Raw genomic sequence first — 21368 nt, forward strand, 5'->3', positions numbered from 1 at the left:
GCGTTTGACTTGAGGCTTGTAGCTTGCGGCTCGCGGCTGCTTTATTCGTTATCAAGGCCCTTTCGCCGATATGGAAAGACATCAATCACTTTCCCCGCCCGGATCGCCTCCTGTAGCCCCTTCCAGTAATCAGCGTTGTACAACTCGCCATGCAACTGATCGAACAGTTTGCGCTGCGCCGAATCGGCAAACAGGAACGGCGGAAACTCCTCGGGGAACACATCCAGCGGCCCGATCGAATACCACGGTTCGGAGGCCATTTCGTCCTCCGGCGTGCGCGGCGCCGGGATGTGGCGGAAGTTCGCTTCGGTGAGAAAACAGATCTCGTCGTAGTCGTAGAACACCACCCGACCATGGCGGGTGACGCCGAAGTTCTTCAGCAGCATGTCGCCGGGGAAGATGTTGGCCGCCGCCAGTTGCTTGATCGCCAGCCCGTAGTCCTCCAGCGCTTCGCGCACCTGGGCTTCGTTGGCGTTGTCCAGGTACAGGTTGAGCGGAGTCATCCGGCGTTCGGTCCAGCAGTGGCGGATCAACACCGTTTCGCCTTCCAGCGACACCGTGGACGGCGCGACTTCCAGCAGTTCCGCCAGGCACGCCGGCTCGAACTTGCTCAGGGGAAACCGGAAGTCGGCGAATTCCTGGGTATCGGCCATGCGCCCAACGCGGTCGACACTTTTCACCAGTCGGTACTTCTCGATCACTGTGGCGCGGTCGACGTTTTTCGACGGCGAGAACCGGTCCTTGATGATCTTGAATACGGTGTTGAAGCCCGGCAGCGTGAACACGCTCATGACCATGCCGCGTACGCCCGGCGCCATGATGAACTGGTCGTCGGTGTTGGCCAGGTGATTGATCAGGGCCCGGTAGAACTCGGATTTACCGTGCTTGTAGAAGCCGATCGAGGTGTACAGCTCGGCGATGTGCTTGCCCGGCAGGATGCGTTTGAGGAAACCGATAAACTCCGCGGGCACCGGCACATCCACCATGAAATACGAACGGGTGAACGAGAAGATGATCGACACGTCGGCTTCGTCGGTGATCAGAGCGTCGATCTGAATCCCCCGCCCCTCGCGGTGCAGCAGCGGAATCACCAGCGGCCATTGATCGTCGTTGGTGTAGATGCGCCCGACCAGGTACGCGCCCTTGTTGCGGTACAGCACCGAGGAAAACAGCTCGACGCTCAGCTCTGGATCCTTGCACACCCAGTCCGGCAGATTCTCGCGCAGTTGCGCTTCCAGACGCAGCAAGTCGCCTGGCAGATCGGCATAAGCCTCGCTGAAACGGTAATCGGCAAAGATGCTCGCGAGCATGCCCGATATCTGCCCTTGCGGTTTATAGGTGCGGGTCTGCGCGGCCCGGGCCCGACGCAGGCTCGGTCGGGTGGTGTGGATGAACATGCAGCCGTCGCTGATCAGGTCGTGGCTGAACAGGCCGCAGAAAATCGAGTTGTACCAGGTCTCGGACAGTTCATCGTCGAAGCGCAGGTCGATGATGCTGATGTAGGCACTTTTCACCAGTGGCCAGCAGGTGACGTCCATCAAGGTGTCCGGCTCGAAATACTCGCGCAGGCGGGCGACAGTTTCACCGACCTTTTCTTCGTAGAGGTTGATCCGCGCCGCCGACGCGGTTTGCGTGTCCTGCCAGCGGGCCTGCTCGAAACGCTCCCGGGCGCCGTCGGTGATCCGCCGGAAATGCTCGCGGTAATCGTCAAAGCCATCGAGGATCAGACGGGCGATGTCGGTGGCTGGCCATTGCTGCGGCATAGATGAGACCTCTGCGGGAATTGGAGAATCTGTGCTCGAAGGCCTGAGCTTAGCCACGGAAGCGGGCGCAGGAGAAGCGCAATTTCTGCCAAATCCTCTTGCGGCTTGTACAGCGACACAGTTTTTATCAAAGTTTTTTTAATCGACCGTTCGGTCAATAAATACCCACTTCGGTTCCCCCCACCACTGGGCGCCAGCCCGCGTCTTCTCTGGGTTTCGGATCCAATTCAGCGGCGACATCTCTAGCCCGCGCTTTTGCCCGAGTTGTTCATGCCTGTCCATTCCCGTCAGCGACTGGCCTTACCAAGATAATGGCACTTTGATATACAGCCCGCCATCACCCGCCTCACAACAAGATCCTCGGCCCACGAGGACGACCTCTCTCCCCCCAAAGCCCAAGGAGCACATTGATGACTATCCGGAATCTGCGCATCGGTTTGCGCGCCAGTTTGTGTTTTGCCGTTCTGGCCAGTCTGCTGGTGGTGGTTGGCCTGTTCGGTCTGGGCCAGATGAAAACCCTGCGCGAAAGCGCGGCGGTGATCGAAGAATCGTGGATGCCCAGCATAGAAAGCATCCATGACGCGGCGGCGAACATCGCCAGCATCCGCCTCGAATCCCTGCGCCTGATCACCAGCACCCAGACTGCCGTTCGCGAACGCAGCAAGGGCCTTCTCACCGCGCAACGCCAGGAATTGCTCAAGCGCCTCGACGACCACAAAGCCCTGATCGCCAACGATCAGGAACGGGCAATGCTGGATAGCCTGAGCGCCGATACGGCCAAGTACCTGAGCATCCTCGACCAGATCATCAAACAGCTCGACGCCGGACAAAGCGAACTGGCCTACACGCGCCTCAACAATGAACTGGCGCCCCAAGGCAGGGTACTCGACAAAACGCTGGAGCAAATGATCAGCCTCAATCAGCAAGGTGCGGATACCGCCGCCAAGTCTGCTGCGGCGATGTATCAGCAGGCGCTTTGGATCGTCGCCACAATCATCGTCATCGCCCTGATTGCCACGTTGTTGCTGGCCTGGTTGCTGACCCGCAGCATCACTACGCCGATCAATCAGGCGCTGAACGTGGCACGGCGGATTGCTTCGGGAGACCTCAGCGGTCGCATCGACAGCGACGGCAAGGACGAAGCGACGCAGTTACTTACGGCGCTGGCGGAGATGCAGGACAATCTGCGTTCGACCATTCGCGGAATAAGCGAGTCGGCACAACAACTGGCCTCCGCCGCCGAGGAAATGAGTTCGGTGATGGAACAGAGCACCCGCGGCCTGCAACAGCAGAATGACCAGATCGAACAGGCGGCCACGGCGGTCACCGAGATGAGCACGGCGGTCGATGAAGTGGCCGCCAATGCGGTGTCCAGTGCCGAAGCGTCCGAAGCCTCGAACGAGGACAGCAAGCACGGGCATGTGCAGGTCAGCGAGACCATCAGTTCGATTCAGGAACTGGTCAGTGCCGTGCTCGGTGCATCCGAACAGGCCGAGGGCCTTGCGACCCAGGCCCAGGACATCAGCAAGGTTCTGGAAGTGATTCGCGGCATCGCTGGGCAGACCAACCTGCTTGCCCTGAACGCCGCCATTGAAGCCGCGCGGGCCGGCGAGGCTGGACGTGGTTTTGCGGTGGTTGCCGATGAAGTCCGCTCGCTGGCCCAGCGCACGCAGAACTCCACCGAAGAAATCGAGCTGATGATCAGCAGCATTCAGCAAGGCACCAGCGCCACCGTCGGCGCTTTGCAAACCAGCGCCGAGCAGGCCAGCCACACCCTGCGCCGGGCCAACAGCGCCGGCCAGGCTCTGGAGAAAATCACCGCGTCGATCTCGCAGATCAACCAGCGCAACCTGGTGATCGCCAGCGCCGCCGAGCAACAGGCGTTGGTGGCCCGGGAAGTCGACGAAAACCTGGTGACCATCCGCGATCTATCGACCCAGACCGCTGCCGGCGCCACCCAGACGTCTGCCGCCAGCCAGGAACTGTCACGGCTGGCCGTCGACCTGAACGGATTGGTGACGCGCTTCGTGATCTGATCAGACAATTAAATGCCCGAATAGCGGTTGCCATCGCCGGGGCCCTCGGCAACACTCTCGTCCCGATCAAGGAAGGAGTGGCCCGTGAGCCCTGTCGATATTTTCCGCATGTTGTCGCTGGCTGCCATCTGGGGCGCGAGCTTCCTGTTCATGCGCATCATCGCGCCCGCGATCGGGACGGTTCCGACCGGTTTCTTCCGCGTTTCAATTGCCGCCGTCGGCCTGCTGGTAATCCTCGGGCTGATGCGCATCAACTGGGATTTCAAAGGCAAACTCAAGACCGTCATGATGCTGGGCGTGATCAACTCCGGCGTGCCGGCCACCTTGTATTCAGTCGCCGCCCAGGTGCTGCCAGCCGGTTATTCGGCGATCTTCAACGCCACCACGCCGTTGATGGGCGTGTTGATCGGCGGGTTGTTCTTCAGTGAAAAACTGACGCTGGCCAAACTCGCCGGGGTGTTCCTCGGCCTGCTCGGGGTGGGTGTGCTGACCCGCGCCGGCCCGGTCGCGTTCGATCTGCCACTGTTGATGGGCGCCGTTGCCTGCCTGCTCGCGACCACCTGCTATGGCTTCGCCGGGTTCCTCGCCCGACGCTGGCTGGATCAGGCCGGCGGGCTCGACAGTCGTCTGTCGGCGCTGGGCAGCATGCTCGGTGCGACCCTGTTCCTGTTGCCGCTGTTCGGATACAGCGTCATCACTCAACCGCCGGTGAGCTGGGGTGGCTGGAATGTCTGGCTGTCGCTGCTGGGCCTGGGTCTGGGCTGCACCGCGTTTGCCTATATCATTTACTTCCGCCTGCTGAGTTCCATCGGGCCGGTGAAGTCGATGACCGTGACCTTCATGATTCCGCCGTTCGGCGTGCTGTGGGGGGCGCTTTTTCTCGATGAGCCGCTGTCGATGGCCCACTTGTATGGCGGGGTCTTGATCGCGATTGCGCTGTGGCTGGTGCTCAAACCCGCCGTGGTGAAACCGGCAGAAATCACCGCCCGCTGATTCGCAGATGCACAAAGGCCCGGGAGTTTCCTACCGGGCCTTTTTCATGCGCGGCGGTTACGCCGATTTACGGAACACGAACACCAGACCGACGATGATCAACAGCATCCCCAGCACGCTCAACGCGGCCAAGCGATTGCCGAAGATCAGATAGTCCATCACCGCCGTCACGGCCGGCACCAGATAAAACAGGCTGGTGACATTCACCAGATTGCCCCGGGCGATCAGTCGATACAGCAGCAACGTCGCCAGCACGGAAACCACCAGCCCCATCCACAACACCGGCACGATGAAACCGGCGCTGTGCTCGAAGTGGAACGGCTGAAACGGCACGAAGATCCCGCACAGCAACAGCCCCGCCAGATACTGCACCGGTAGCGTGCCGAGAGGGTTGTCGGTGATGCGCTTCTGCATGATCGAACCGAAGGTCATGCTCGCCAGCGCCAGCAGCCCGAACAACATTCCCGCCAGCGACATCCCGGCCAGACCGATGCCCTGGTAAACCACCATGATCAACCCGGCCAATCCCAACGCCAGCCCAAACATCCGGCTCGCCGAGCGCTGCCGCTCCATGATCACCACCGTGAGAATTGGCTGCACGCCCATGATGGTCGCCATCACTCCGGGCGTGACTTTCAGATCCAGCGCCAGCAGATAGAAGATCTGATAAGCCCCCAACAGCACCACGCCGGTGGCCATCGCGTACAGCATCGGCTTGCCGCCCTTGGGCAGTTTCAGCTTGAGCAACGGCACCAGCAGCACCAGCCCGCACAGGGCAATGACAAAACGGATCAGCAGAAAGGCAAAGGGCGAAGCGTGGGCCAGCCCCCACTTGGAGAAGATCGCCCCGCTGCTCCACAGCAGAACGAACAGGCTCGTGGACGCCGCCGCGAGCGCGGACTTTTTCGAAAGGACAAACATGAATACCACCTGTAGTCAGGCAAATAGCCAACTCAGCCGAAGCCGAAATTCAGTAGGTTTGTTCAGGCGGGCACAGGGGTCAGCAGAAAACGCTGATCAGCCCGAAACACCAACGCCCGGCGGTGATACGACTGCGCACACCGGCGTGCTGCTGACAGGTGGAGGGTAATGACTGATCTGCACAGGCTGCTGATTCCCGCACGGCACGACGCCAGCGTTGACCGCTGAATCGACTACCGCGTTGATGAGGGATGCAGGCATCTGGGCTGATCTTTTTTGAAGGGTTGAAAGGTGAGTCGTGGGACTCACGAGCGCCGACTATAACCAGCGCGGGACATGGATTGCAACGACTTGGACAAAGGGCCAGTAGCGACAGGCAGGAGGCAGGCGCATAGGCTCGTTTGCAATTGCAACGACCATTGATGGGGGACATGGAATGCGCGAGATCAAATGCCAAGGGAACGGAATCATCTGCGGTATCAGTTGTACAAATCGCAAGCCAGGAAGCTTGCCCGCCTTGCCACGACTCAACTCCAGATTGACCTGGAGATGGCTGGCCCCACAACGCTTGACCTTTCGAAAGTACGTTTCGAACCCATCGACTCGTTGGCACTGAGTGCTTTTGAGTGTTGGGAGAGCCCACATTTTTCATGGGAAGAAGTCATTGGATGGAAAGCGCGCGAACCTCTCGCTCTCGACATCGCAATCTGGTTTGAATCTGAACTGTGCGGACTTTGCTTCGCCAACCCGAATAAAAGTCGACAACGCATCCGAATCGTACGACTGGAGGGGCGGCCAAGAGAAACACATCCATTGAAAAACCGTGTTGCACCGCTATCCGTTCTGGCAATTGAGCAATACGCCCGCATCATTGGCAGTATTGTGAAAAAAGCTCAAATATTGATCAACCAAGGTGGGAATATGCGCAAAGAAATAAAAAAATCCCCCAGGAAGAAAAAAGCGCATGCAATAAGGGGTGAATCTGATCCGGCGGTTCTGACAGCCAGTCAACGACGGCTCTTACAGATCATTGCAACCGGCACCGCTATCGATGAACCAAGCTTACTTGCTGGCCGTCCCTGATTCCGAAAACAAAAAACCGCTCAAACGAGCGGTTTTTTATGCTTTTAATTCCAGCCTCAACCAAACAGCCAATACCCCAGCAACGTCAACACCACCACCGCCAGCACCGGCCGCATTACGCGGTAGGCCTTCGGATTGCGGCGTTTCCACTGTTTGACCCCACCGCTGAACTTGTCGCTGAAGTTCTTGCTCCACGCGTAAGCCTGGTTGATCCCGCCGACGCGCTCGTCGTCAAGGTTCTGCGGTGCCGTGGCACGGCCCAGCCAGGCGCTGATGAAGCGGTTGATGCGGGTCATGAGGCGATTGCTCAGGGGACGCTCGATGTCGCAGAACAGGATGACGCGGGTCTTGTCGGTTTCGTTCTTGACCCAGTGAACGTAGGTTTCGTCGAACATCACGTCTTCACCGTCGCGCCAGGCGTAGACCTGACCGTCGACGAAGATCCTGCAGTCGTCGGAGTTCGGCGTCGACAGGCCGAGGTGATAACGCAGGGAACCGGCGAACGGATCGCGGTGCGGGTTCAAATGGCTGCCGCCCGGCAACAACGCGAACATCGCGCCTTTGACGTTGGGGATGGCACTGACCAGCGCCACGGTTTTCGGGCACAGGGTTTCGGCCGAAGGCAGCGGTTTGTCGTACCACTTGAGGTAGAAACGCTTCCAGCCCTTCTTGAAGAACGAGCCGAAACCGGCGTCGTTGTTCTTCTCGGCGGCGCGAATATAACCCTCGTCGAACAGGTGCATCGCCTCGTCGCGAATGGTTTCCCAGTTATCGCGCAACACGTCCAGTTCCGGAAACTTGCTGCGGTCCAGATACGGCTTGGACGGCACGCCGGAGAACAGGTACATCAAGGCGTTATATGGAGCGAACAGCGCCGAGTGGTTGACGAACTGACGCAGCACCGGCAAACGCGCCTTGCCGCGCAAATGCACGTAGAGGATGCTGCCCACAAACAGCAGCAACACCGACACCTTGGCGGCTAACGAAAAGGTCATCAACAACTCCTTGAAATAAGACAACGCCACGCCATGTCATTCACCCGAGATGGCGGCCGGCCATGATAAACACTACCGGCTCCGGGAAAAACCCGCCCGACTCAAGATTCAGTGTTAAGAATTGCGCAACAAAGCACTTCTTAACATAACGATCCTGAACCTTGGCTGACCTGAATCAACGCGCCCTTACTGCTGGTTCTCCTGATCGGTGAACAGATCACTGAACAGCATGCTCGACAGATAACGCTCACCAGAGTCGGGCAGCACCACCACAATGGTCTTGCCCTGCATTTCCGGCGTCTCCGCCAGACGCACCGCCACCGACATGGCCGCACCGCAGGAAATACCGCACAGGATCCCTTCCTCCTGCATCAGGCGCAGGGCCATGGCCTTGGATTCGTCATCCGTCACCAGCTCGACCCGGTCAACCATCGACAGATCAAGGTTCTTCGGCACGAAACCGGCGCCAATCCCCTGAATCTTGTGCGGGCTCGGCTTGATTTCTTGACCTGCCAGCGCTTGGGTAATCACCGGCGAAGACACCGGCTCCACCGCCACCGACAGAATCGGTTTGCCCGCCGTATTCTTGATATACCGCGACACGCCGGTAATGGTTCCGCCGGTGCCGACGCCCGCCACCAGCACATCGATGGCGCCATCGGTGTCATTCCAGATTTCCGGGCCGGTGGTTTTTTCGTGGATAGCCGGGTTGGCCGGGTTATCGAACTGAGCGGGCATGAAGTATTTGCCCGTGTCACTGGCTACGATTTCGTTGGCCTTTTCAATAGCGCCCTTCATGCCTTTCGCCGGCTCGGTCAGCACCAGTTCGGCGCCCAGCGCCTTGAGCACCTTGCGCCGCTCGATGCTCATCGAGGCCGGCATGGTCAGCAGCAATTTGTAACCGCGAGCGGCCGCCACGAAGGCCAGACCGATGCCGGTGTTGCCGGAGGTCGGCTCGACGATGGTCATGCCCGGCTTGAGTTTGCCGCTGCTTTCGGCGTCCCAGATCATGTTGGCGCCAATCCGGCACTTGACCGAGTAGCCCGGGTTGCGACCTTCGATCTTGGCCAGAATGGTCACGCCACGGGGCGCGATGCGGTTGATCTGCACCAACGGCGTGTTGCCGATGGAATGGGCGTTGTCAGCAAAAATACGGCTCATGGCTGGGTCCTTGTGCAGCGTTGAATTCAGCCTTCCAAGGTAAGCCTGTTGCCCGTGTCAGTCCAGTCGGGCCGAACGTCTGCGGCAGGCGGCAGTCAATCGCTTTACACCGTTCGGGATTTGTTGCCATGAAGCGTCGCTACCGCTGGCCGTTGTGGATTTTCGCCACCATCGTGGTATTGCTGGTCACCCTGCATATCGCCCTGCCCTACCTCGTGCGCGACTATCTGAATGACAAGCTTGCCAATATGGGCGACTACCGCGGCCAGATCACCGACGTGGACCTGGCGCTCTGGCGCGGGGCCTACAAGATCAATGGCCTGAAAATTGTCAAGGCCGACGGCAAGGTGCCGGTGCCGTTCGTCGATGCGCCGGTTATCGACCTGTCTGTCAGTTGGCACTCGCTTTGGTACGACCACGCGGTGGTGGCGCAGGTGAAGTTCTTCAAACCCCAAGTGAACTTTGTCGATGGGGGAGCCAACAAGCAGAACTCCCAGACCGGTCAAGGCACCGACTGGCGCGCCCAACTGGGCAAACTGCTGCCGATCACTCTCGACGAAGTGCAGATCAACGATGGCCGCATCAGCTTTCGCAACTTCAACTCCAAACCACCGGTGAACATGAATGCGACCAATGTCGACGCCAGCATCTTCAACCTGACCAACGTGGTCGACACCAAGGGCAAACGCGACGCCCGCTTCGAGGGCAAAGCCCTTCTGCTGGGCCATGCGCCGCTGGAAACCACAGCCACCTTCGACCCCTTGAGCAATTTCGAAGACTTCGAATTTCGCCTGCGGGCCCGCGACATCGAACTCAAGCGCATGAACGACTTCGCCTCGGCCTACGGCAAATTCGACTTCAACGCCGGCCACGGCGATGTGGTCATCGAATCCGCCGCCAACAAGGGCCAGCTCAGGGGCTACATCAAACCGCTGCTGCGCGACGTCGACGTATTCAACTGGCAGCAGGATGTCGAGAACAAGAACAAGGGCATCTTCCGCTCGATCTGGGAAGCACTGGTCGGCGGCACTGAAACCGTGCTGAAAAACCAGGGCAAGAACCAGTTTGCCACCCGGGTCGAACTCAGCGGCAGCGTGCACCAGCAAGATATCAACGCGTTCGAAGCGTTTTTGCAGATTTTGCGCAACGGATTCATTCAGGCCTTCAATGCCCGGTATGAACGGCCGAAGCCGGATGCCGGATAGCGCGCTTGCTCAACTCGCTCTCGGCCGAAACTGAGTCAACATGTGACGCCCCATTCAGAGACTGAATAAGCCGTCTGCGTTCACAGTCGACCGGGCCGCGCGTTATAGTCGGGCATCCGATTATTACGCCCCCGTCCTGCCCGTTCAGGTCGGCGTTACCGTTCGAGGATTAGCAGATGAAGTTCGAAGGCACCCAGGCCTACGTCGCCACCGATGACCTGAAGCTGGCGGTCAACGCCGCCATCACCCTGGAGCGGCCGCTGCTGGTCAAGGGCGAACCGGGCACCGGCAAGACCATGCTCGCCGAGCAACTGGCCGAATCGTTCGGCGCCAAGCTGATCACCTGGCACATCAAGTCCACCACCAAGGCCCATCAGGGCCTGTACGAGTACGATGCGGTCAGCCGTCTGCGCGACTCGCAACTGGGCAATGAAAAAGTCCACGACGTGCGCAACTACCTGAAGAAGGGCAAGCTTTGGGAGGCGTTCGAGTCCGAAGAACGCGTCATCCTGCTGATCGACGAAATCGACAAGGCCGACATCGAGTTCCCCAACGACCTGCTGCAGGAACTCGACAAGATGGAGTTCTACGTTTACGAGATCGACGAGACCATCAAGGCCAAGAAGCGTCCGATCATCATCATTACCTCCAACAACGAGAAAGAGCTGCCGGACGCGTTCCTGCGCCGCTGCTTCTTCCACTACATCGCCTTCCCCGACCGCACCACCCTGCAGAAAATCGTCGATGTGCACTACCCGGACATCAAGAAGGATCTGGTCAGCGAAGCGCTGGACGTGTTCTTCGACGTGCGCAAGGTACCGGGCCTGAAGAAGAAGCCTTCAACCTCGGAACTGGTCGACTGGCTGAAACTGCTGATGGCCGACAACATCGGCGAAGCGGTACTGCGCGAACGCGATCCGACCAAAGCCATCCCGCCGCTGGCCGGTGCGCTGGTGAAGAACGAACAGGACGTGCAACTGCTTGAGCGCCTGGCGTTCATGAGCCGTCGCGGCACCCGCTAAGAGGCTGATGCCATGTTGCTCAACCTGTTCAATGAAATGCGTGCAGCCAAGGTGCCGGTGTCGGTGCGCGAACTGCTCGACCTGATCAACGCGCTGAAACAGCGTGTGACCTTCGCCGACATGGACGAGTTCTACTACCTGTCGCGGGCGATTCTGGTGAAGGACGAACGGCATTTCGACAAGTTCGACCGTGCGTTCGGCGCCTACTTCAATGGCCTGGAAAAGCTCGACGATCACTTGCAGGCGCTGATCCCTGAAGACTGGCTGCGCAAGGAGTTCGAGCGCTCGCTGAGCGACGAGGAACGTGCGCAGATCCAGTCCCTCGGCGGTCTGGACAAGCTGATCGAAGAGTTCAAGAAACGCCTGGAAGAACAGAAGGAACGCCACGCCGGCGGCAACAAATGGATCGGCACCGGCGGCACCAGCCCGTTCGGCTCCGGCGGTTTCAACCCGGAAGGCATCCGGGTCGGCGATGCTGGCAAGCGCCAGGGCAAAGCGGTGAAAGTCTGGGATCAGCGCGAGTACAAGAACCTCGACGACTCGGTGGAACTGGGCACCCGCAACATCAAGGTCGCCCTGCGCCGCCTGCGCAAATTCGCGCGTCAGGGCGCGGCGGAAGAGCTGGACATCGACGGCACCATCGACCACACCGCCAAGGATGCCGGGCTGCTGAACATCCAGATGCGCCCGGAACGGCGCAACACGGTGAAACTGTTGCTGCTGTTCGACATCGGCGGCTCGATGGACGCCCACGTGAAGATCTGCGAGGAACTGTTCTCGGCCTGCAAGACCGAGTTCAAGCATCTGGAGTACTTCTACTTCCACAACTTCATTTATGAATCGGTGTGGAAGAACAACATGCGCCGCACTTCCGAGCGCACGTCGACCCAGGACCTGCTGCACAAGTATGGCGCCGACTACAAAGTGATCTTCATCGGTGACGCCGCGATGGCGCCCTATGAAATCACCCAGGCCGGCGGCAGCGTCGAGCACTGGAACGAAGAGCCGGGTTACGTGTGGATGCAGCGTTTCATGGAGAAGTACAAGAAGCTTATCTGGATCAATCCGTACCCGAAGGACACTTGGGGCTACACCTCGTCGACCAATATCGTGCGGGATCTGATCGAGGATCAGATGTATCCGTTGACGTTGCGCGGGCTGGAAGAAGGGATGCGGTTTCTGTCCAAGTAAGCGGATGGTTCCCATGTCGAGGCGTCGAACCGTCTGCGTGGGAACGATCAAACGCAGACGCGTTCGACGCGGGAACGATCAAGTAAAGCGCTTTAGATATTCGACGTGTTCCCGGTGTGCCACATCCTGTACCACCGGGCGCAATCTGACCTTCGCCCCCGGCAGACACTGTGCCAACCGGGCCAGCGCCAACGGCGTCAACGCTCCCAATCGCGGATAACCGCCAATGGTCTGCCGATCATTGAGCAAAACGATCGGCTGCCCGTCCGGCGGCACCTGCACCGCGCCCAGCGGAATGCCCTCGGAAATCATCGGTTTGCCCTGATACTGCAACGCCGTCCCCAGCAACCGAATGCCCATTCGGTCCGCACGACTGTCCAGCGTCCACGCACGGTTGAAGGCATCGAACAAACTCTGCCCGCTGAACTGACCGATCTGCGCGCCCAGCACCAGATCGAGCGGCGCGTCGACGCGCAGGTCCGGTCGATGCTCCGCCGGAACCTCACGCACCAACAGGGTTTCGCCCTGATAACTCAGCGAAGCGCCCTTGGCCAATGGCAAGCCAAAACCATCGAGACCGCCGAGTTCCTCACGTACCACCGTGGCACTGCTGCCCAGCACTTTCGGCGCACTGAAACCGCCGGGCGCCGCCAGATAGGCCCGCGCCCCGAGCAACGGCTGGGTGAACTTCAAGGTCTGCCCTTTGCGCAGTTTGAAACTGCGCCACGGCGCCAGCGCTTCACCGTCGATCTGCGCGCCAAGATCGGCGCCGGCCAATGCCAGCAAGCAATCTTCTTCAGCCACCACCGTAAACCCGCCGAGGGTGATTTCGATCACCGGCAAGTCCAGGCCATTGCCCAGCAGCCAGTTGGCCCAGGCCATCGACCGCCAGTCCGCCGCACCGCCCTGGGTCACGCCCAGATGGCGTACGCCAAACCGTCCGGCATCCTGCAACAGGCACAACGGCGTGCTCGCTTCAATCGTCAGTCGGCTCATGCCAGGGCCTCCAGAGGCGTGTCGTCACCGCCCAGACGGATGAATTCGGCATGGCTCACCGCTTCGAAACGCACGGTATCGCCGGGCTGCATGAGGCTGTAGCCATCGCGTTCACGGTCGAACAGTTTTGCCGGCGTGCGACCGATCAGATTCCAGCCACCGGGAGACACCACCGGATACGCCGCTGTCTGCCGCTCGGCGATGCCGACGCTGCCGGCGGCGACTTTCTTGCGTGGGGTATTCAGACGCGGTGCTGCCAGGACTTCTTCCACCAGCCCCATGAAGGCAAACCCCGGTGCGAATCCCAGCGCGAACACCTGATACTCGCGAGCGCTGTGGAGGCGGATCACTTCTTCCACCGCCAAACCGCTGCGTTGCGACAGCAGGCTCAATTCCGGGCCGACGCTCAGGTCGTACCACACCGGCAACACATGACACTGGCCACCGGTTCGCGCATTTGGCGACAGGTCGATCAGCGCTTCGGCGATCAGTTCCCGGGCCTGACCCGGATTCAATTCGGTCAGGTCGTAATGCACCATCAACGTGGTGTACGACGGCACCAGATCGATCAGATGTGCGCCGAACACCGTGCGCAACCGCTCACTGGCGGCGAGCATCCACGGCATGTTGGCTTCGGCGATTTCATCGAACAGGCGCAGCATCAGGCAATCCAGCGCCACCACTTCCACCCGCGGATTCATGGCGCGCTCTGCTCGTTCAGGGCCTGACGAATGCGCTGCACGGCGGCCACTGAACTGGCGTTGTCACCGTGCACGCACAGCGTGTTGGCTTGCAGGTGCAGCGCGCTGCCGTCGCTGGCGGTGAGGTTGTCGCCACGAGCGATGGTCAGCGCTTGCGCGATGATGGTTTCGGAATCGTGATGCACCGCGCCCGGCAGTTGTCGCGAAACCAGTCTGCCAGCGCTGTCATAGGCGCGGTCGGCGAAGGCTTCGAACCACAGGGTCACGCCGTATTCGTCGCCAAGCTGTTGCGCGGCCGTATTGTCGCGGGTGGCCATCAGCATCAGTGGCAAGCTGCGATCGTAAGCCGCGACGGCCTGAATCACCGCCCGCAACTGCGCCGGGTTGGCCATCATGTCGTTGTACATCGCGCCGTGGGGTTTGACGTAACTGACTTTGCCACCCTGGGCACGGCAAATGCCGTCGAGGGCGCCGATCTGGTAATGCAGGATGTCTTGCAGTTCCTGGGCGGTGTAAGCCATGGAACGTCGGCCGAACCCCACAAGATCCTGATAGGCCGGATGCGCGCCGATCTGCACACCGTGGCTCAGGGCCAGGCTGACGGTCTTGCGCATGATGCTCGGGTCGCCGGCGTGAAAACCGCAGGCAATGTTGGCGCAATCGATGAAGGGCATGACTTCCGCGTCCAGACCCATGGTCCAGCTGCCGAAGCTCTCGCCGATGTCACAGTTCAATAGCAGGCGGCTCACGGTGAACACTCCTGTAGCTTTTGTCTTTTTTTATCGTAGGGCGTTGTCGCAGGTTATCAGTTACTGCGCGTCCAGTTGTTTGCCACGGGTTTCCGGCAGGCTCAACGCCGCGAGGATCACCACCCCGTAGGACACCGCCGCAAAGGCACCGATGCCTACGCTCAGCGGCACTTTCTGGCTGAGCAGCCCGATCAGCAGCGGGAACAATGCCGCCAGCGCCCGGCCAATGTTGTAGCAGAAGCCCTGCCCCGAGCCGCGAATCCGGGTTGGAAACAGTTCGGTGAGAAACGCGCCCATGCCACTGAAAATCCCCGACGCAAAGAAGCCCAGCGGGAAGCCCAGCCACAACATCACGCCGTTGCTGACCGGCAATTGGGTGTAGAGCAGAACGATGGTGAACGAGCCGACCGCGAACAGGATGAAGTTCTTCTTGCGGCCCAACAGGTCGGTCAAATAGGCGCTGATCACATAACCGACGTAGGAACCGATGATCACCATCGCCAGATAGCCGCCGGTGCCGAGTACGCTCAAGCCGCGTTCGTTCTTCAGAAACGTCGGCAGCCAAGAGGTGATCGCGTAGTAACCGCCGAGGGCGCCGGTGGTCAGCAACGAGGCGCGGATCGTGGTGAAGAGCATGCCGGGGGCGAAGATCTCGTAGAACTTCGAAGGGCTTTGCGGGGTTTGTCTGGCCTTGGCTTCGCGGTAAATCTCCGGATCTTTCACCAGACGGCGGACGAAAATCACGAACACCGCCGGCACGATGCCAAGGATGAACAGTGCGCGCCAGGCGTCTTCCGGTGGCAGCACCGAGAACAGCAGCGCATACAGAATCGCTGTCAGGCCCCAACCCAAGGCCCAGCCGGATTGCACCATGCCCACCGCCTTGCCGCGGTCCTTGGCCCGGATCACTTCACCGATCAGCACCGCACCGGCGGTCCATTCACCGCCGAAACCGAAGCCCATCAAGGTGCGGGCGATCAACAGCTGTTCGTAGTTCTGGGCGAAGCCGCAAAGGAAAGTGAAGAATGCAAACCACAGCACCGTCAGTTGCAGGGTGCGCACGCGGCCGATGCGGTCGGAGAGAATTCCCGCCACCCAACCGCCGATGGCCGACGCGATCAGGGTGCTGGTATGAATCAGGCCGGCTTCGCCGGTGGTGATGCCCCACATCGCGATCAGGGTCGGCACCACGAAGCTGAGCATCTGGGTGTCCATGCCGTCCAGGCCGTAGCCGATCTTGCAGCTCCAGAAGGTCCGGCGCTCCTGCTGATTGATGTTGCGATACCAGTCGAACGGGCCGGGACGGGCCGCAGTCTTGGGGAGGTCGAGGGTGTCGGGCGCACTCATGGCATGTCTCCGCAGGCTTTTATTGGTCTTGTTCGAAGCTCCGACGACGCCTATCGTGGGAACCGGATGCGTCGATTCTTGAGTGCGTCACCCGGTCGCGTCCAACGAATAAAAACCCGCCCAAGACATAAGAAAAATTTGTTGCCATGAACCTGAAGTTTCTCGAAACCTTCGTCTGGGTCGCCCGGCTGAAAAGTTTTCGCCTGACCGCCGACAAGCTGTTCACCACCCAGGCCTCGATCTCCAGCCGGATCGCGGTGCTCGAAGGTGAGCTCGGGGTGAAGCTGTTCCTGCGTGATTCACGCGGCGTCAGCCTGACGCCCGAAGGTTTGAAAGTGCTGGACTATGCCGAGCAGATGCTCGACACGATGCAGGCGCTGAAGCAGTCGATCGAGACCCGATCGAGCAAGGTCGGCCGAGTGCGCATCGGAGTGATGGACACGGTGATTCACACCTGGCTCAGCCCGTTGGTGGCGCAAATGACCGATCTGTATCCACGGGTGGAAATCGAGCTGGTGGCGGATACCTCGCTGAACCTCTGCGATCAGCTGCAAAAAGGCTTTCTCGATCTGATCCTGCAAACCGACCTGGTGCGCCAGGAAAGCGTGCGCAGCCTGGAGCTGGCCAGCCACCCCATCGGCTGGATTGTCGCCAGCAACTCGATCTACAACCGCGACTATCAAAGCCTCGCCGACCTGGCGCAGGAACGGATCATCACCTACTCGAAAAACTCCCGGCCGCACCAGGACATCCTGGCGCTGATGCAGGCCCAGGGCGTGCTGGCGCCAAGGTTGAATTGTGTGAATTCGGTGTCGGCGATCACCCGGCTGTTGCGCGACGGCTTCGGCATTGGCGCGTTGCCGCCGGTGCTGGTGGCCGAGGAACTGGCGCGGGGGGAATTGACTTTGCTCGACATCGAACAGCGTCCACCGAACCTGCAAGTCGTGGTGTCATGGCGGGTCGGTGTGGAATGGGTCGAGGAGATTGTGATGCTGTGTCAGCAGGTGCTTGAGGGGTATGCGCGCAAGGTGGGCAAGGATTACATCGTTCTGAGTTGATCGTTCCCACTGCGTGGGAACGATGCATCGGAGCTTACAACCCGCGCACATCCCGGTCTTCGATCGGCCGGCTCTGGCGCAGGCGCTTGCCGCCCAGCACCACCCAGTCGATCAGACGGAACAGGCATTCAAGACCGAACGACAGCAGCAGCGCGCCGCTCATCCCCCAGATCATCGCTTCCGGCGTCAGCAGGATCTGGTAGCTGTAGCCATTCCAGGTTTCCTTGCGGATGTCCGGGTCGGCGGCCAGCACCACTTGCAGGAAGCGGATGTACCACGGGCCTTGCATCGCCTGGAATTGCTTGTCCAGCGCCAGCTGACGGTTGAGCAAGGTGCTCAGGCTGTCGGCATCACTGCGAAACACCGGATCTTCGCTGGCACGGTAATGGGCGACCAGCGCCTGGATATCACCCTTGAAAAACTGCTCGGCGGTACCCTGGAAGCCGCGCAGACCGGTCTGCGCCTCGATCAGGTGCGCTTCGACCCGCTTGGCGTAATCGTTGATGAAGCCCGGCACCTGGACACCGATCAACAGGCCCGCCGCAAACAACACCAGCCGTAGATAACTGAGCAACATGGGGGTGCAATCCTTATTCGGTCGTGCCTTGGCTGACGCATTCGCCGCGTCGCCACAGGCTCCATTGGCCCGGTTCGTAGCGGGTCCAGGTTTCGTTTTCAGTCAAAGGTTCGGTGGCAATCACCGTGACCACGTCATTGGGCGTGGTTTCGGCCTGGAAATCGACGATCACATCAACGTCCTTGAGCCGCGCCGGGCCAAACGGTGCGCGTCGGGTGATCTGCGCCAGTTTGGTCGAGCAATAGCAGAACAGCCAGTCGCCGTCGCTGAGCAGGCAGTTGAACACGCCTTTGCTGCGATATTCGGCGCAGGCTGCGACCAGATCCGGCAGCAGCACTTCTATATCGACCGGTTCCGGAAACGCTGCACGTACACGGTTGAGCAAATCGCAGAACGCCGCTTCGCTGTCGGTATCGCCGACCGGGCGGTAGAAACTTTTGATCGGCGAGAAGTCGGCGAGCTGGCCGTTGTGCGCAAAGCACCAGTTGCGCCCCCACAGTTCGCGGACGAACGGGTGGGTGTTGGACAGGCAGACCTTGCCGACGTTGGCCTGGCGGATATGACCGATGACCACTTCGCTCTTGATCGGATAGCGCTGCACCAGATTGGCGACTTCCGACTCGCTGCTGGCCGCCGGGTCCTGGAACAGGCGCAAGCCGCGCCCTTCATAAAAACCGATGCCCCAGCCGTCGCGGTGCGGACCGGTGCGACCACCGCGCTGCATCAGCCCGGTGAAGCTGAACACGATGTCGGTCGGCACGTTGGCACTCATGCCCAGTAATTCACACATGTGCGGACTCTCGTGATTACAGACGCGGCTCGACCCGCATGCGCTGCGGATTGCTCGGCACCGGCGGGCGACCGTAGCGGTCATCGCCGGCACCGCCGAACGGTTGATCGGCGTCACGCTCGTCATCGGCACGGGCCGCTGCGCGGGCGGCTTCAGCCTGTTCCTTGCGGGCCTTGGAGGCGCGCTCGATCGGCAGGCGGATCAGCACGAAAATCAGGTACAGGCCGAACGCGATCATGGCGTACATGAGCAATTCGGAAATCGCGCGCCAGGCGTTGTTGCCGACCTTGAACGCCAGATCCAGCGCGGTGATGGCGATGGCCGGGGCGAATTTTTCCTTCACCGGGTCAATGATGGTCGGGCTGAACAGCAACACCGCCATCAATACACGCAGCGGCTCGCGCAGCCAGCGCCACATCCAGCGGGTCATGCGCATCCACACCAGCAGGCAGCCCACGGCGGCAAAGGCGTAAAGGCCCCAGGCGATCAGATAGTCGTTCTCGGTCATGGTGTCCATGGCAAGGCAGGCAAAGAGGCGCTTATAGTAACGACTTTTCGCACGTCAGGCTTCCCCGCCGTCCGTGCGGCCCTTATTTGTCATGTCCGAGAGCTTTCCATGCCCGTATCCGCCAACGTCAGCAGCGCCCCGATTGCCCACAAGGCCGCCGGCCACGACCCGTACGCCTGGCTGCAGGAACGCGACACCGACGCGGTGCTCGACTACCTCAAGGCTGAAAACGACTATCAGCAGGCGCAGACCGCCGATCAGGCCGAACTGCGCGAAAACCTGTTCGAAGAGATCAAGGGCCGGATCCTCGAAACCGACCTGTCCCTGCCGTCGCCATGGGGCCCGTACCTGTATTACACCCGCACCACAGCGGGTGACGAATACGCCCGCCACTACCGCTGCCCGCGCCCGGCCGACGACAGCCTGACCCTCGACGAAAGCCGCGAACAACTGCTGCTCGACCCGAACGCCCTGGCCAACGGCGGCTTTTTCTCCCTCGGCGCGTTCAGCATCAGCCCGGATCACCAGCGCCTGGCCTACAGCGTCGATGCCTCGGGCGACGAGATTTACACGTTGTTCGTGAAGGAGTTATCCAGCGAACGCGTCAGCGAACTGGAATTCCAGGACTGCGACGGCAGCATGACCTGGGCCAATGACAGCCTGACCCTGTTCTTCGGTGTACTCGACGACACCCATCGTCCGCACAAGCTGTTCCGCTATCGCCTGGACGGCACTGCCGCCGAAGAGGTGTTCCACGAGCCAGACGGGCGTTTCTTCCTGCATTGCTACCGCGCCAGCTCCGAGCAGCAATTGCTGTTGTCCCTGGGCAGCAAGACCACCAGCGAAGTCTGGGCACTGGACGCCAATCAGCCGCAGCAGCCGTTCACCTGCCTGGCGCCACGGGTCGAGGATCACGAATACGACGTCGACCACGGCAAGCTCGATGGCGAATGGACCTGGTTCATCCGCACCAACCGCGACGGCATCAACTTCGCCCTGTATCAGGCGCCAGACACCGGCATCGCACCGAGCGAAGCCGACTGGCAGAACCTGATTCCGCACAGCGATTCGGTGATGCTCGATGGCGTGACCCTCAACGCCGAAGCCCTGACCCTGAGCCTGCGCGAAGGTGGGCTGCCGATCATCGAAGTTCGCCCACACGGTCTGGTGCCTTATCGCGTGCGACTACCGGACGCGGCCTACAGCCTCTACGTGCAAAACAGCCTTGAATTCGAAAGCGACCGCATCCGCCTGCGCTATGAAGCGCTGAATCGTCCGGCTCAGGTTCGGCAACTGATCCTCGCCACCGGCGAACAGACCGTCCTCAAAGAAACCCCGGTGCTCGGCCCGTTCGACGCCGACGCCTACGTCAGTCAACGCCTGTGGGCGACCGCACCGGACGGCACCCAGGTGCCGATCAGTCTGGTGATGAAACGGGAAATGGTCGGCAAAGCGGTGCCGCTGTACCTGTACGGTTACGGCGCCTACGGTTCGAGCCTCGACCCGTGGTTCTCCCACGCCCGCCTGAGCCTGCTGGATCGCGGCATGGCGTTCGCCATCGCCCACGTGCGCGGCGGCGGTGAGCTGGGCGAAGCCTGGTACCGCGCCGGCAAACAGGAGCACAAGCACAACACCTTCAGCGACTTCATTGCCTGCGCCGAATTCCTGATCCTCAATGGCATCACCACCGCGCCACAACTGGCGATCAGCGGCGGCAGCGCCGGTGGCCTGCTGATCGGCGCGGTGCTCAACCAGCGTCCGGATCTGTTCGGCGTGGCGATTGCCGAAGTGCCGTTCGTCGACGTGCTCAACACCATGCTCGACCCGGACCTGCCGCTGACCGTCACCGAATACGACGAGTGGGGCAATCCCGAAGAGCCGGAGGTCTACGAGCGGATCAAGGCCTATGCGCCGTACGAAAACGTCACCGCGCAGGCGTATCCCGCAACACTGGTGATCGCCGGCTACAACGACAGTCGCGTGCAATATTGGGAAGCGGCCAAGTGGGTGGCGAAATTGCGCGCGACCAAGACCGATGACAATCCATTGCTGCTCAAGACCGAACTGGGCGCCGGCCACGGCGGCATGAGCGGGCGTTATCAGGGATTACGTGACGTAGCGCTCGAATATGCATTTGTTTTCAAGGTTCTGGGCATTGCCTGAGGAACTCCGCCGGTCACTTGGGTCTTAATTCCAGACCCGATAGGCCGATAGCACATCAATCCCCTATGGGAGCGAGCTTGCTCCGGGCGGCGATCCGACGATAGCAATC

At 60.6% G+C, this 21368-nt stretch carries 19 protein-coding genes; 8 read left to right on the plus strand and 11 right to left on the minus strand.

The window, feature by feature from the left end; genetic code table 11:
• Positions 1 to 41: 41 nt before the first annotated feature.
• Complete coding sequence (gene aceK, locus CAF74_RS18040; protein ID WP_085747191.1) at positions 42 to 1763, minus strand: bifunctional isocitrate dehydrogenase kinase/phosphatase; 1722 nt, start codon at positions 1761 to 1763, stop codon at positions 42 to 44.
• Positions 1764 to 2173: 410 nt separating this feature from the next.
• Between aceK and CAF74_RS18045 the strand changes: the two genes are divergently transcribed.
• Entirely contained in the window at positions 2174 to 3799 is a 1626-nt protein-coding gene (locus CAF74_RS18045) for a methyl-accepting chemotaxis protein (protein WP_085747192.1), read from the plus strand.
• A gap of 84 nt (positions 3800 to 3883) precedes the next feature.
• Positions 3884 to 4792 carry a DMT family transporter gene (locus tag CAF74_RS18050; protein ID WP_085747193.1) on the plus strand — a complete coding sequence of 303 codons (909 nt, stop codon included), beginning with the start codon at positions 3884 to 3886 and terminating at the stop codon, positions 4790 to 4792.
• Positions 4793 to 4849: 57 nt separating this feature from the next.
• Here CAF74_RS18050 and CAF74_RS18055 read toward each other — a convergent pair whose 3' ends face one another.
• Positions 4850 to 5713, minus strand: coding sequence for a DMT family transporter (locus CAF74_RS18055; RefSeq protein ID WP_007956520.1), 864 nt, complete (start codon positions 5711 to 5713; stop codon positions 4850 to 4852).
• A gap of 549 nt (positions 5714 to 6262) precedes the next feature.
• On the opposite strand from CAF74_RS18055, the gene CAF74_RS29425 reads away from it, so the two are divergent.
• Positions 6263 to 6796 carry a hypothetical protein gene (locus CAF74_RS29425; protein ID WP_236189480.1) on the plus strand — a complete coding sequence of 178 codons (534 nt, stop codon included), beginning with the start codon at positions 6263 to 6265 and terminating at the stop codon, positions 6794 to 6796.
• Positions 6797 to 6852: 56 nt separating this feature from the next.
• Here CAF74_RS29425 and CAF74_RS18065 read toward each other — a convergent pair whose 3' ends face one another.
• Both CAF74_RS18065 and cysK read right to left on the minus strand, forming a co-directional pair.
• A complete protein-coding gene (locus CAF74_RS18065) occupies positions 6853 to 7791 on the minus strand; it encodes an aspartyl/asparaginyl beta-hydroxylase domain-containing protein (protein WP_085747194.1) in 939 nt (312 codons plus the stop codon).
• 186 nt (positions 7792 to 7977) lie between these two features.
• Positions 7978 to 8952, minus strand: a complete 975-nt coding sequence (cysK, locus tag CAF74_RS18070; protein ID WP_085747195.1) for a cysteine synthase A — start codon at positions 8950 to 8952, stop codon at positions 7978 to 7980.
• 128 nt (positions 8953 to 9080) lie between these two features.
• On the opposite strand from cysK, the gene CAF74_RS18075 reads away from it, so the two are divergent.
• From CAF74_RS18075 to CAF74_RS18085, 3 genes are all read left to right on the plus strand, one after another.
• Positions 9081 to 10157, plus strand: a complete 1077-nt coding sequence (locus CAF74_RS18075; protein WP_085747196.1) for a DUF748 domain-containing protein — start codon at positions 9081 to 9083, stop codon at positions 10155 to 10157.
• Between the two features lie 176 nt (positions 10158 to 10333).
• The gene (locus CAF74_RS18080) at positions 10334 to 11179 is read left to right on the plus strand and encodes a MoxR family ATPase (RefSeq protein ID WP_007911294.1); all 846 of its coding nucleotides are present in this window, start codon (positions 10334 to 10336) and stop codon (positions 11177 to 11179) included.
• A gap of 12 nt (positions 11180 to 11191) precedes the next feature.
• Complete coding sequence (locus CAF74_RS18085; protein WP_016771218.1) at positions 11192 to 12370, plus strand: VWA domain-containing protein; 1179 nt, start codon at positions 11192 to 11194, stop codon at positions 12368 to 12370.
• A 78-nt stretch (positions 12371 to 12448) separates the two neighbouring features.
• Here the strand turns inward: CAF74_RS18085 and CAF74_RS18090 are convergent, their stop codons facing one another.
• The 4 genes from CAF74_RS18090 to CAF74_RS18105 are packed head-to-tail and all read right to left on the minus strand — an operon-like array spanning position 12449 to position 16163.
• Positions 12449 to 13366, minus strand: a complete 918-nt coding sequence (locus CAF74_RS18090; RefSeq protein ID WP_085747197.1) for a biotin-dependent carboxyltransferase family protein — start codon at positions 13364 to 13366, stop codon at positions 12449 to 12451.
• The gene (gene pxpB / locus CAF74_RS18095; RefSeq protein ID WP_085747198.1) at positions 13363 to 14067 is read right to left on the minus strand and encodes a 5-oxoprolinase subunit PxpB; all 705 of its coding nucleotides are present in this window, start codon (positions 14065 to 14067) and stop codon (positions 13363 to 13365) included. Before pxpB ends, CAF74_RS18090 begins: the two co-directional genes overlap by 4 nt.
• Complete coding sequence (locus CAF74_RS18100) at positions 14064 to 14816, minus strand: 5-oxoprolinase subunit PxpA (RefSeq protein ID WP_085747199.1); 753 nt, start codon at positions 14814 to 14816, stop codon at positions 14064 to 14066. Before CAF74_RS18100 ends, pxpB begins: the two co-directional genes overlap by 4 nt.
• A gap of 60 nt (positions 14817 to 14876) precedes the next feature.
• A complete protein-coding gene (locus tag CAF74_RS18105; protein ID WP_085747200.1) occupies positions 14877 to 16163 on the minus strand; it encodes an MFS transporter in 1287 nt (428 codons plus the stop codon).
• Positions 16164 to 16309: 146 nt separating this feature from the next.
• Here CAF74_RS18105 and CAF74_RS18110 point away from each other — a divergent pair, with 146 nt between their 5' ends.
• Positions 16310 to 17221, plus strand: a complete 912-nt coding sequence (locus CAF74_RS18110) for a LysR family transcriptional regulator (RefSeq protein WP_085747201.1) — start codon at positions 16310 to 16312, stop codon at positions 17219 to 17221.
• 34 nt (positions 17222 to 17255) lie between these two features.
• Here CAF74_RS18110 and CAF74_RS18115 read toward each other — a convergent pair whose 3' ends face one another.
• Genes CAF74_RS18115 through CAF74_RS18125 form a run of 3 tightly spaced genes read right to left on the minus strand, consistent with a single transcriptional unit; the run spans position 17256 to position 19105 of the window.
• Positions 17256 to 17798, minus strand: a complete 543-nt coding sequence (locus CAF74_RS18115; protein WP_007956487.1) for a DUF2937 family protein — start codon at positions 17796 to 17798, stop codon at positions 17256 to 17258.
• Positions 17799 to 17811: 13 nt separating this feature from the next.
• Positions 17812 to 18588, minus strand: a complete 777-nt coding sequence (locus CAF74_RS18120) for a class II glutamine amidotransferase (RefSeq protein WP_007956486.1) — start codon at positions 18586 to 18588, stop codon at positions 17812 to 17814.
• Positions 18589 to 18604: 16 nt separating this feature from the next.
• Positions 18605 to 19105 (minus strand): hypothetical protein, encoded by a 501-nt coding sequence (locus CAF74_RS18125; RefSeq protein ID WP_007956485.1) that lies wholly within the window; start codon positions 19103 to 19105, stop codon positions 18605 to 18607.
• A gap of 99 nt (positions 19106 to 19204) precedes the next feature.
• Here CAF74_RS18125 and CAF74_RS18130 point away from each other — a divergent pair, with 99 nt between their 5' ends.
• Entirely contained in the window at positions 19205 to 21259 is a 2055-nt protein-coding gene (locus CAF74_RS18130) for a S9 family peptidase (protein ID WP_085747202.1), read from the plus strand.
• Positions 21260 to 21368 lie beyond the last annotated feature (109 nt).

Origin of the sequence: Pseudomonas sp. R45(2017), from assembly GCF_002112305.1 — a bacterium.
Classification (GTDB): Bacteria; Pseudomonadota; Gammaproteobacteria; order Pseudomonadales; family Pseudomonadaceae; genus Aquipseudomonas; species Aquipseudomonas paraglycinae.

Excerpts from the sequence above, each read along its gene's own strand:
- aceK (WP_085747191.1), bottom strand. The coding sequence starts at position 1,763 with ATGCCGCAGCAATGGCCAGCCACCGACATCGCCCGTCTGATCCTCGAT.
- CAF74_RS18045 (WP_085747192.1), top strand. The coding sequence starts at position 2,174 with ATGACTATCCGGAATCTGCGCATCGGTTTGCGCGCCAGTTTGTGTTTT.
- CAF74_RS18055 (WP_007956520.1), bottom strand. The coding sequence starts at position 5,713 with ATGTTTGTCCTTTCGAAAAAGTCCGCGCTCGCGGCGGCGTCCACGAGC.
- CAF74_RS29425 (WP_236189480.1), top strand. The coding sequence starts at position 6,263 with ATGGCTGGCCCCACAACGCTTGACCTTTCGAAAGTACGTTTCGAACCC.
- CAF74_RS18065 (WP_085747194.1), bottom strand. The coding sequence starts at position 7,791 with ATGACCTTTTCGTTAGCCGCCAAGGTGTCGGTGTTGCTGCTGTTTGTG.
- cysK (WP_085747195.1), bottom strand. The coding sequence starts at position 8,952 with ATGAGCCGTATTTTTGCTGACAACGCCCATTCCATCGGCAACACGCCG.
- CAF74_RS18075 (WP_085747196.1), top strand. The coding sequence starts at position 9,081 with ATGAAGCGTCGCTACCGCTGGCCGTTGTGGATTTTCGCCACCATCGTG.
- CAF74_RS18080 (WP_007911294.1), top strand. The coding sequence starts at position 10,334 with ATGAAGTTCGAAGGCACCCAGGCCTACGTCGCCACCGATGACCTGAAG.
- CAF74_RS18085 (WP_016771218.1), top strand. The coding sequence starts at position 11,192 with ATGTTGCTCAACCTGTTCAATGAAATGCGTGCAGCCAAGGTGCCGGTG.
- CAF74_RS18090 (WP_085747197.1), bottom strand. The coding sequence starts at position 13,366 with ATGAGCCGACTGACGATTGAAGCGAGCACGCCGTTGTGCCTGTTGCAG.
- pxpB (WP_085747198.1), bottom strand. The coding sequence starts at position 14,067 with ATGAATCCGCGGGTGGAAGTGGTGGCGCTGGATTGCCTGATGCTGCGC.
- CAF74_RS18105 (WP_085747200.1), bottom strand. The coding sequence starts at position 16,163 with ATGAGTGCGCCCGACACCCTCGACCTCCCCAAGACTGCGGCCCGTCCC.
- CAF74_RS18110 (WP_085747201.1), top strand. The coding sequence starts at position 16,310 with ATGAACCTGAAGTTTCTCGAAACCTTCGTCTGGGTCGCCCGGCTGAAA.
- CAF74_RS18115 (WP_007956487.1), bottom strand. The coding sequence starts at position 17,798 with ATGTTGCTCAGTTATCTACGGCTGGTGTTGTTTGCGGCGGGCCTGTTG.
- CAF74_RS18120 (WP_007956486.1), bottom strand. The coding sequence starts at position 18,588 with ATGTGTGAATTACTGGGCATGAGTGCCAACGTGCCGACCGACATCGTG.
- CAF74_RS18125 (WP_007956485.1), bottom strand. The coding sequence starts at position 19,105 with ATGGACACCATGACCGAGAACGACTATCTGATCGCCTGGGGCCTTTAC.
- CAF74_RS18130 (WP_085747202.1), top strand. The coding sequence starts at position 19,205 with ATGCCCGTATCCGCCAACGTCAGCAGCGCCCCGATTGCCCACAAGGCC.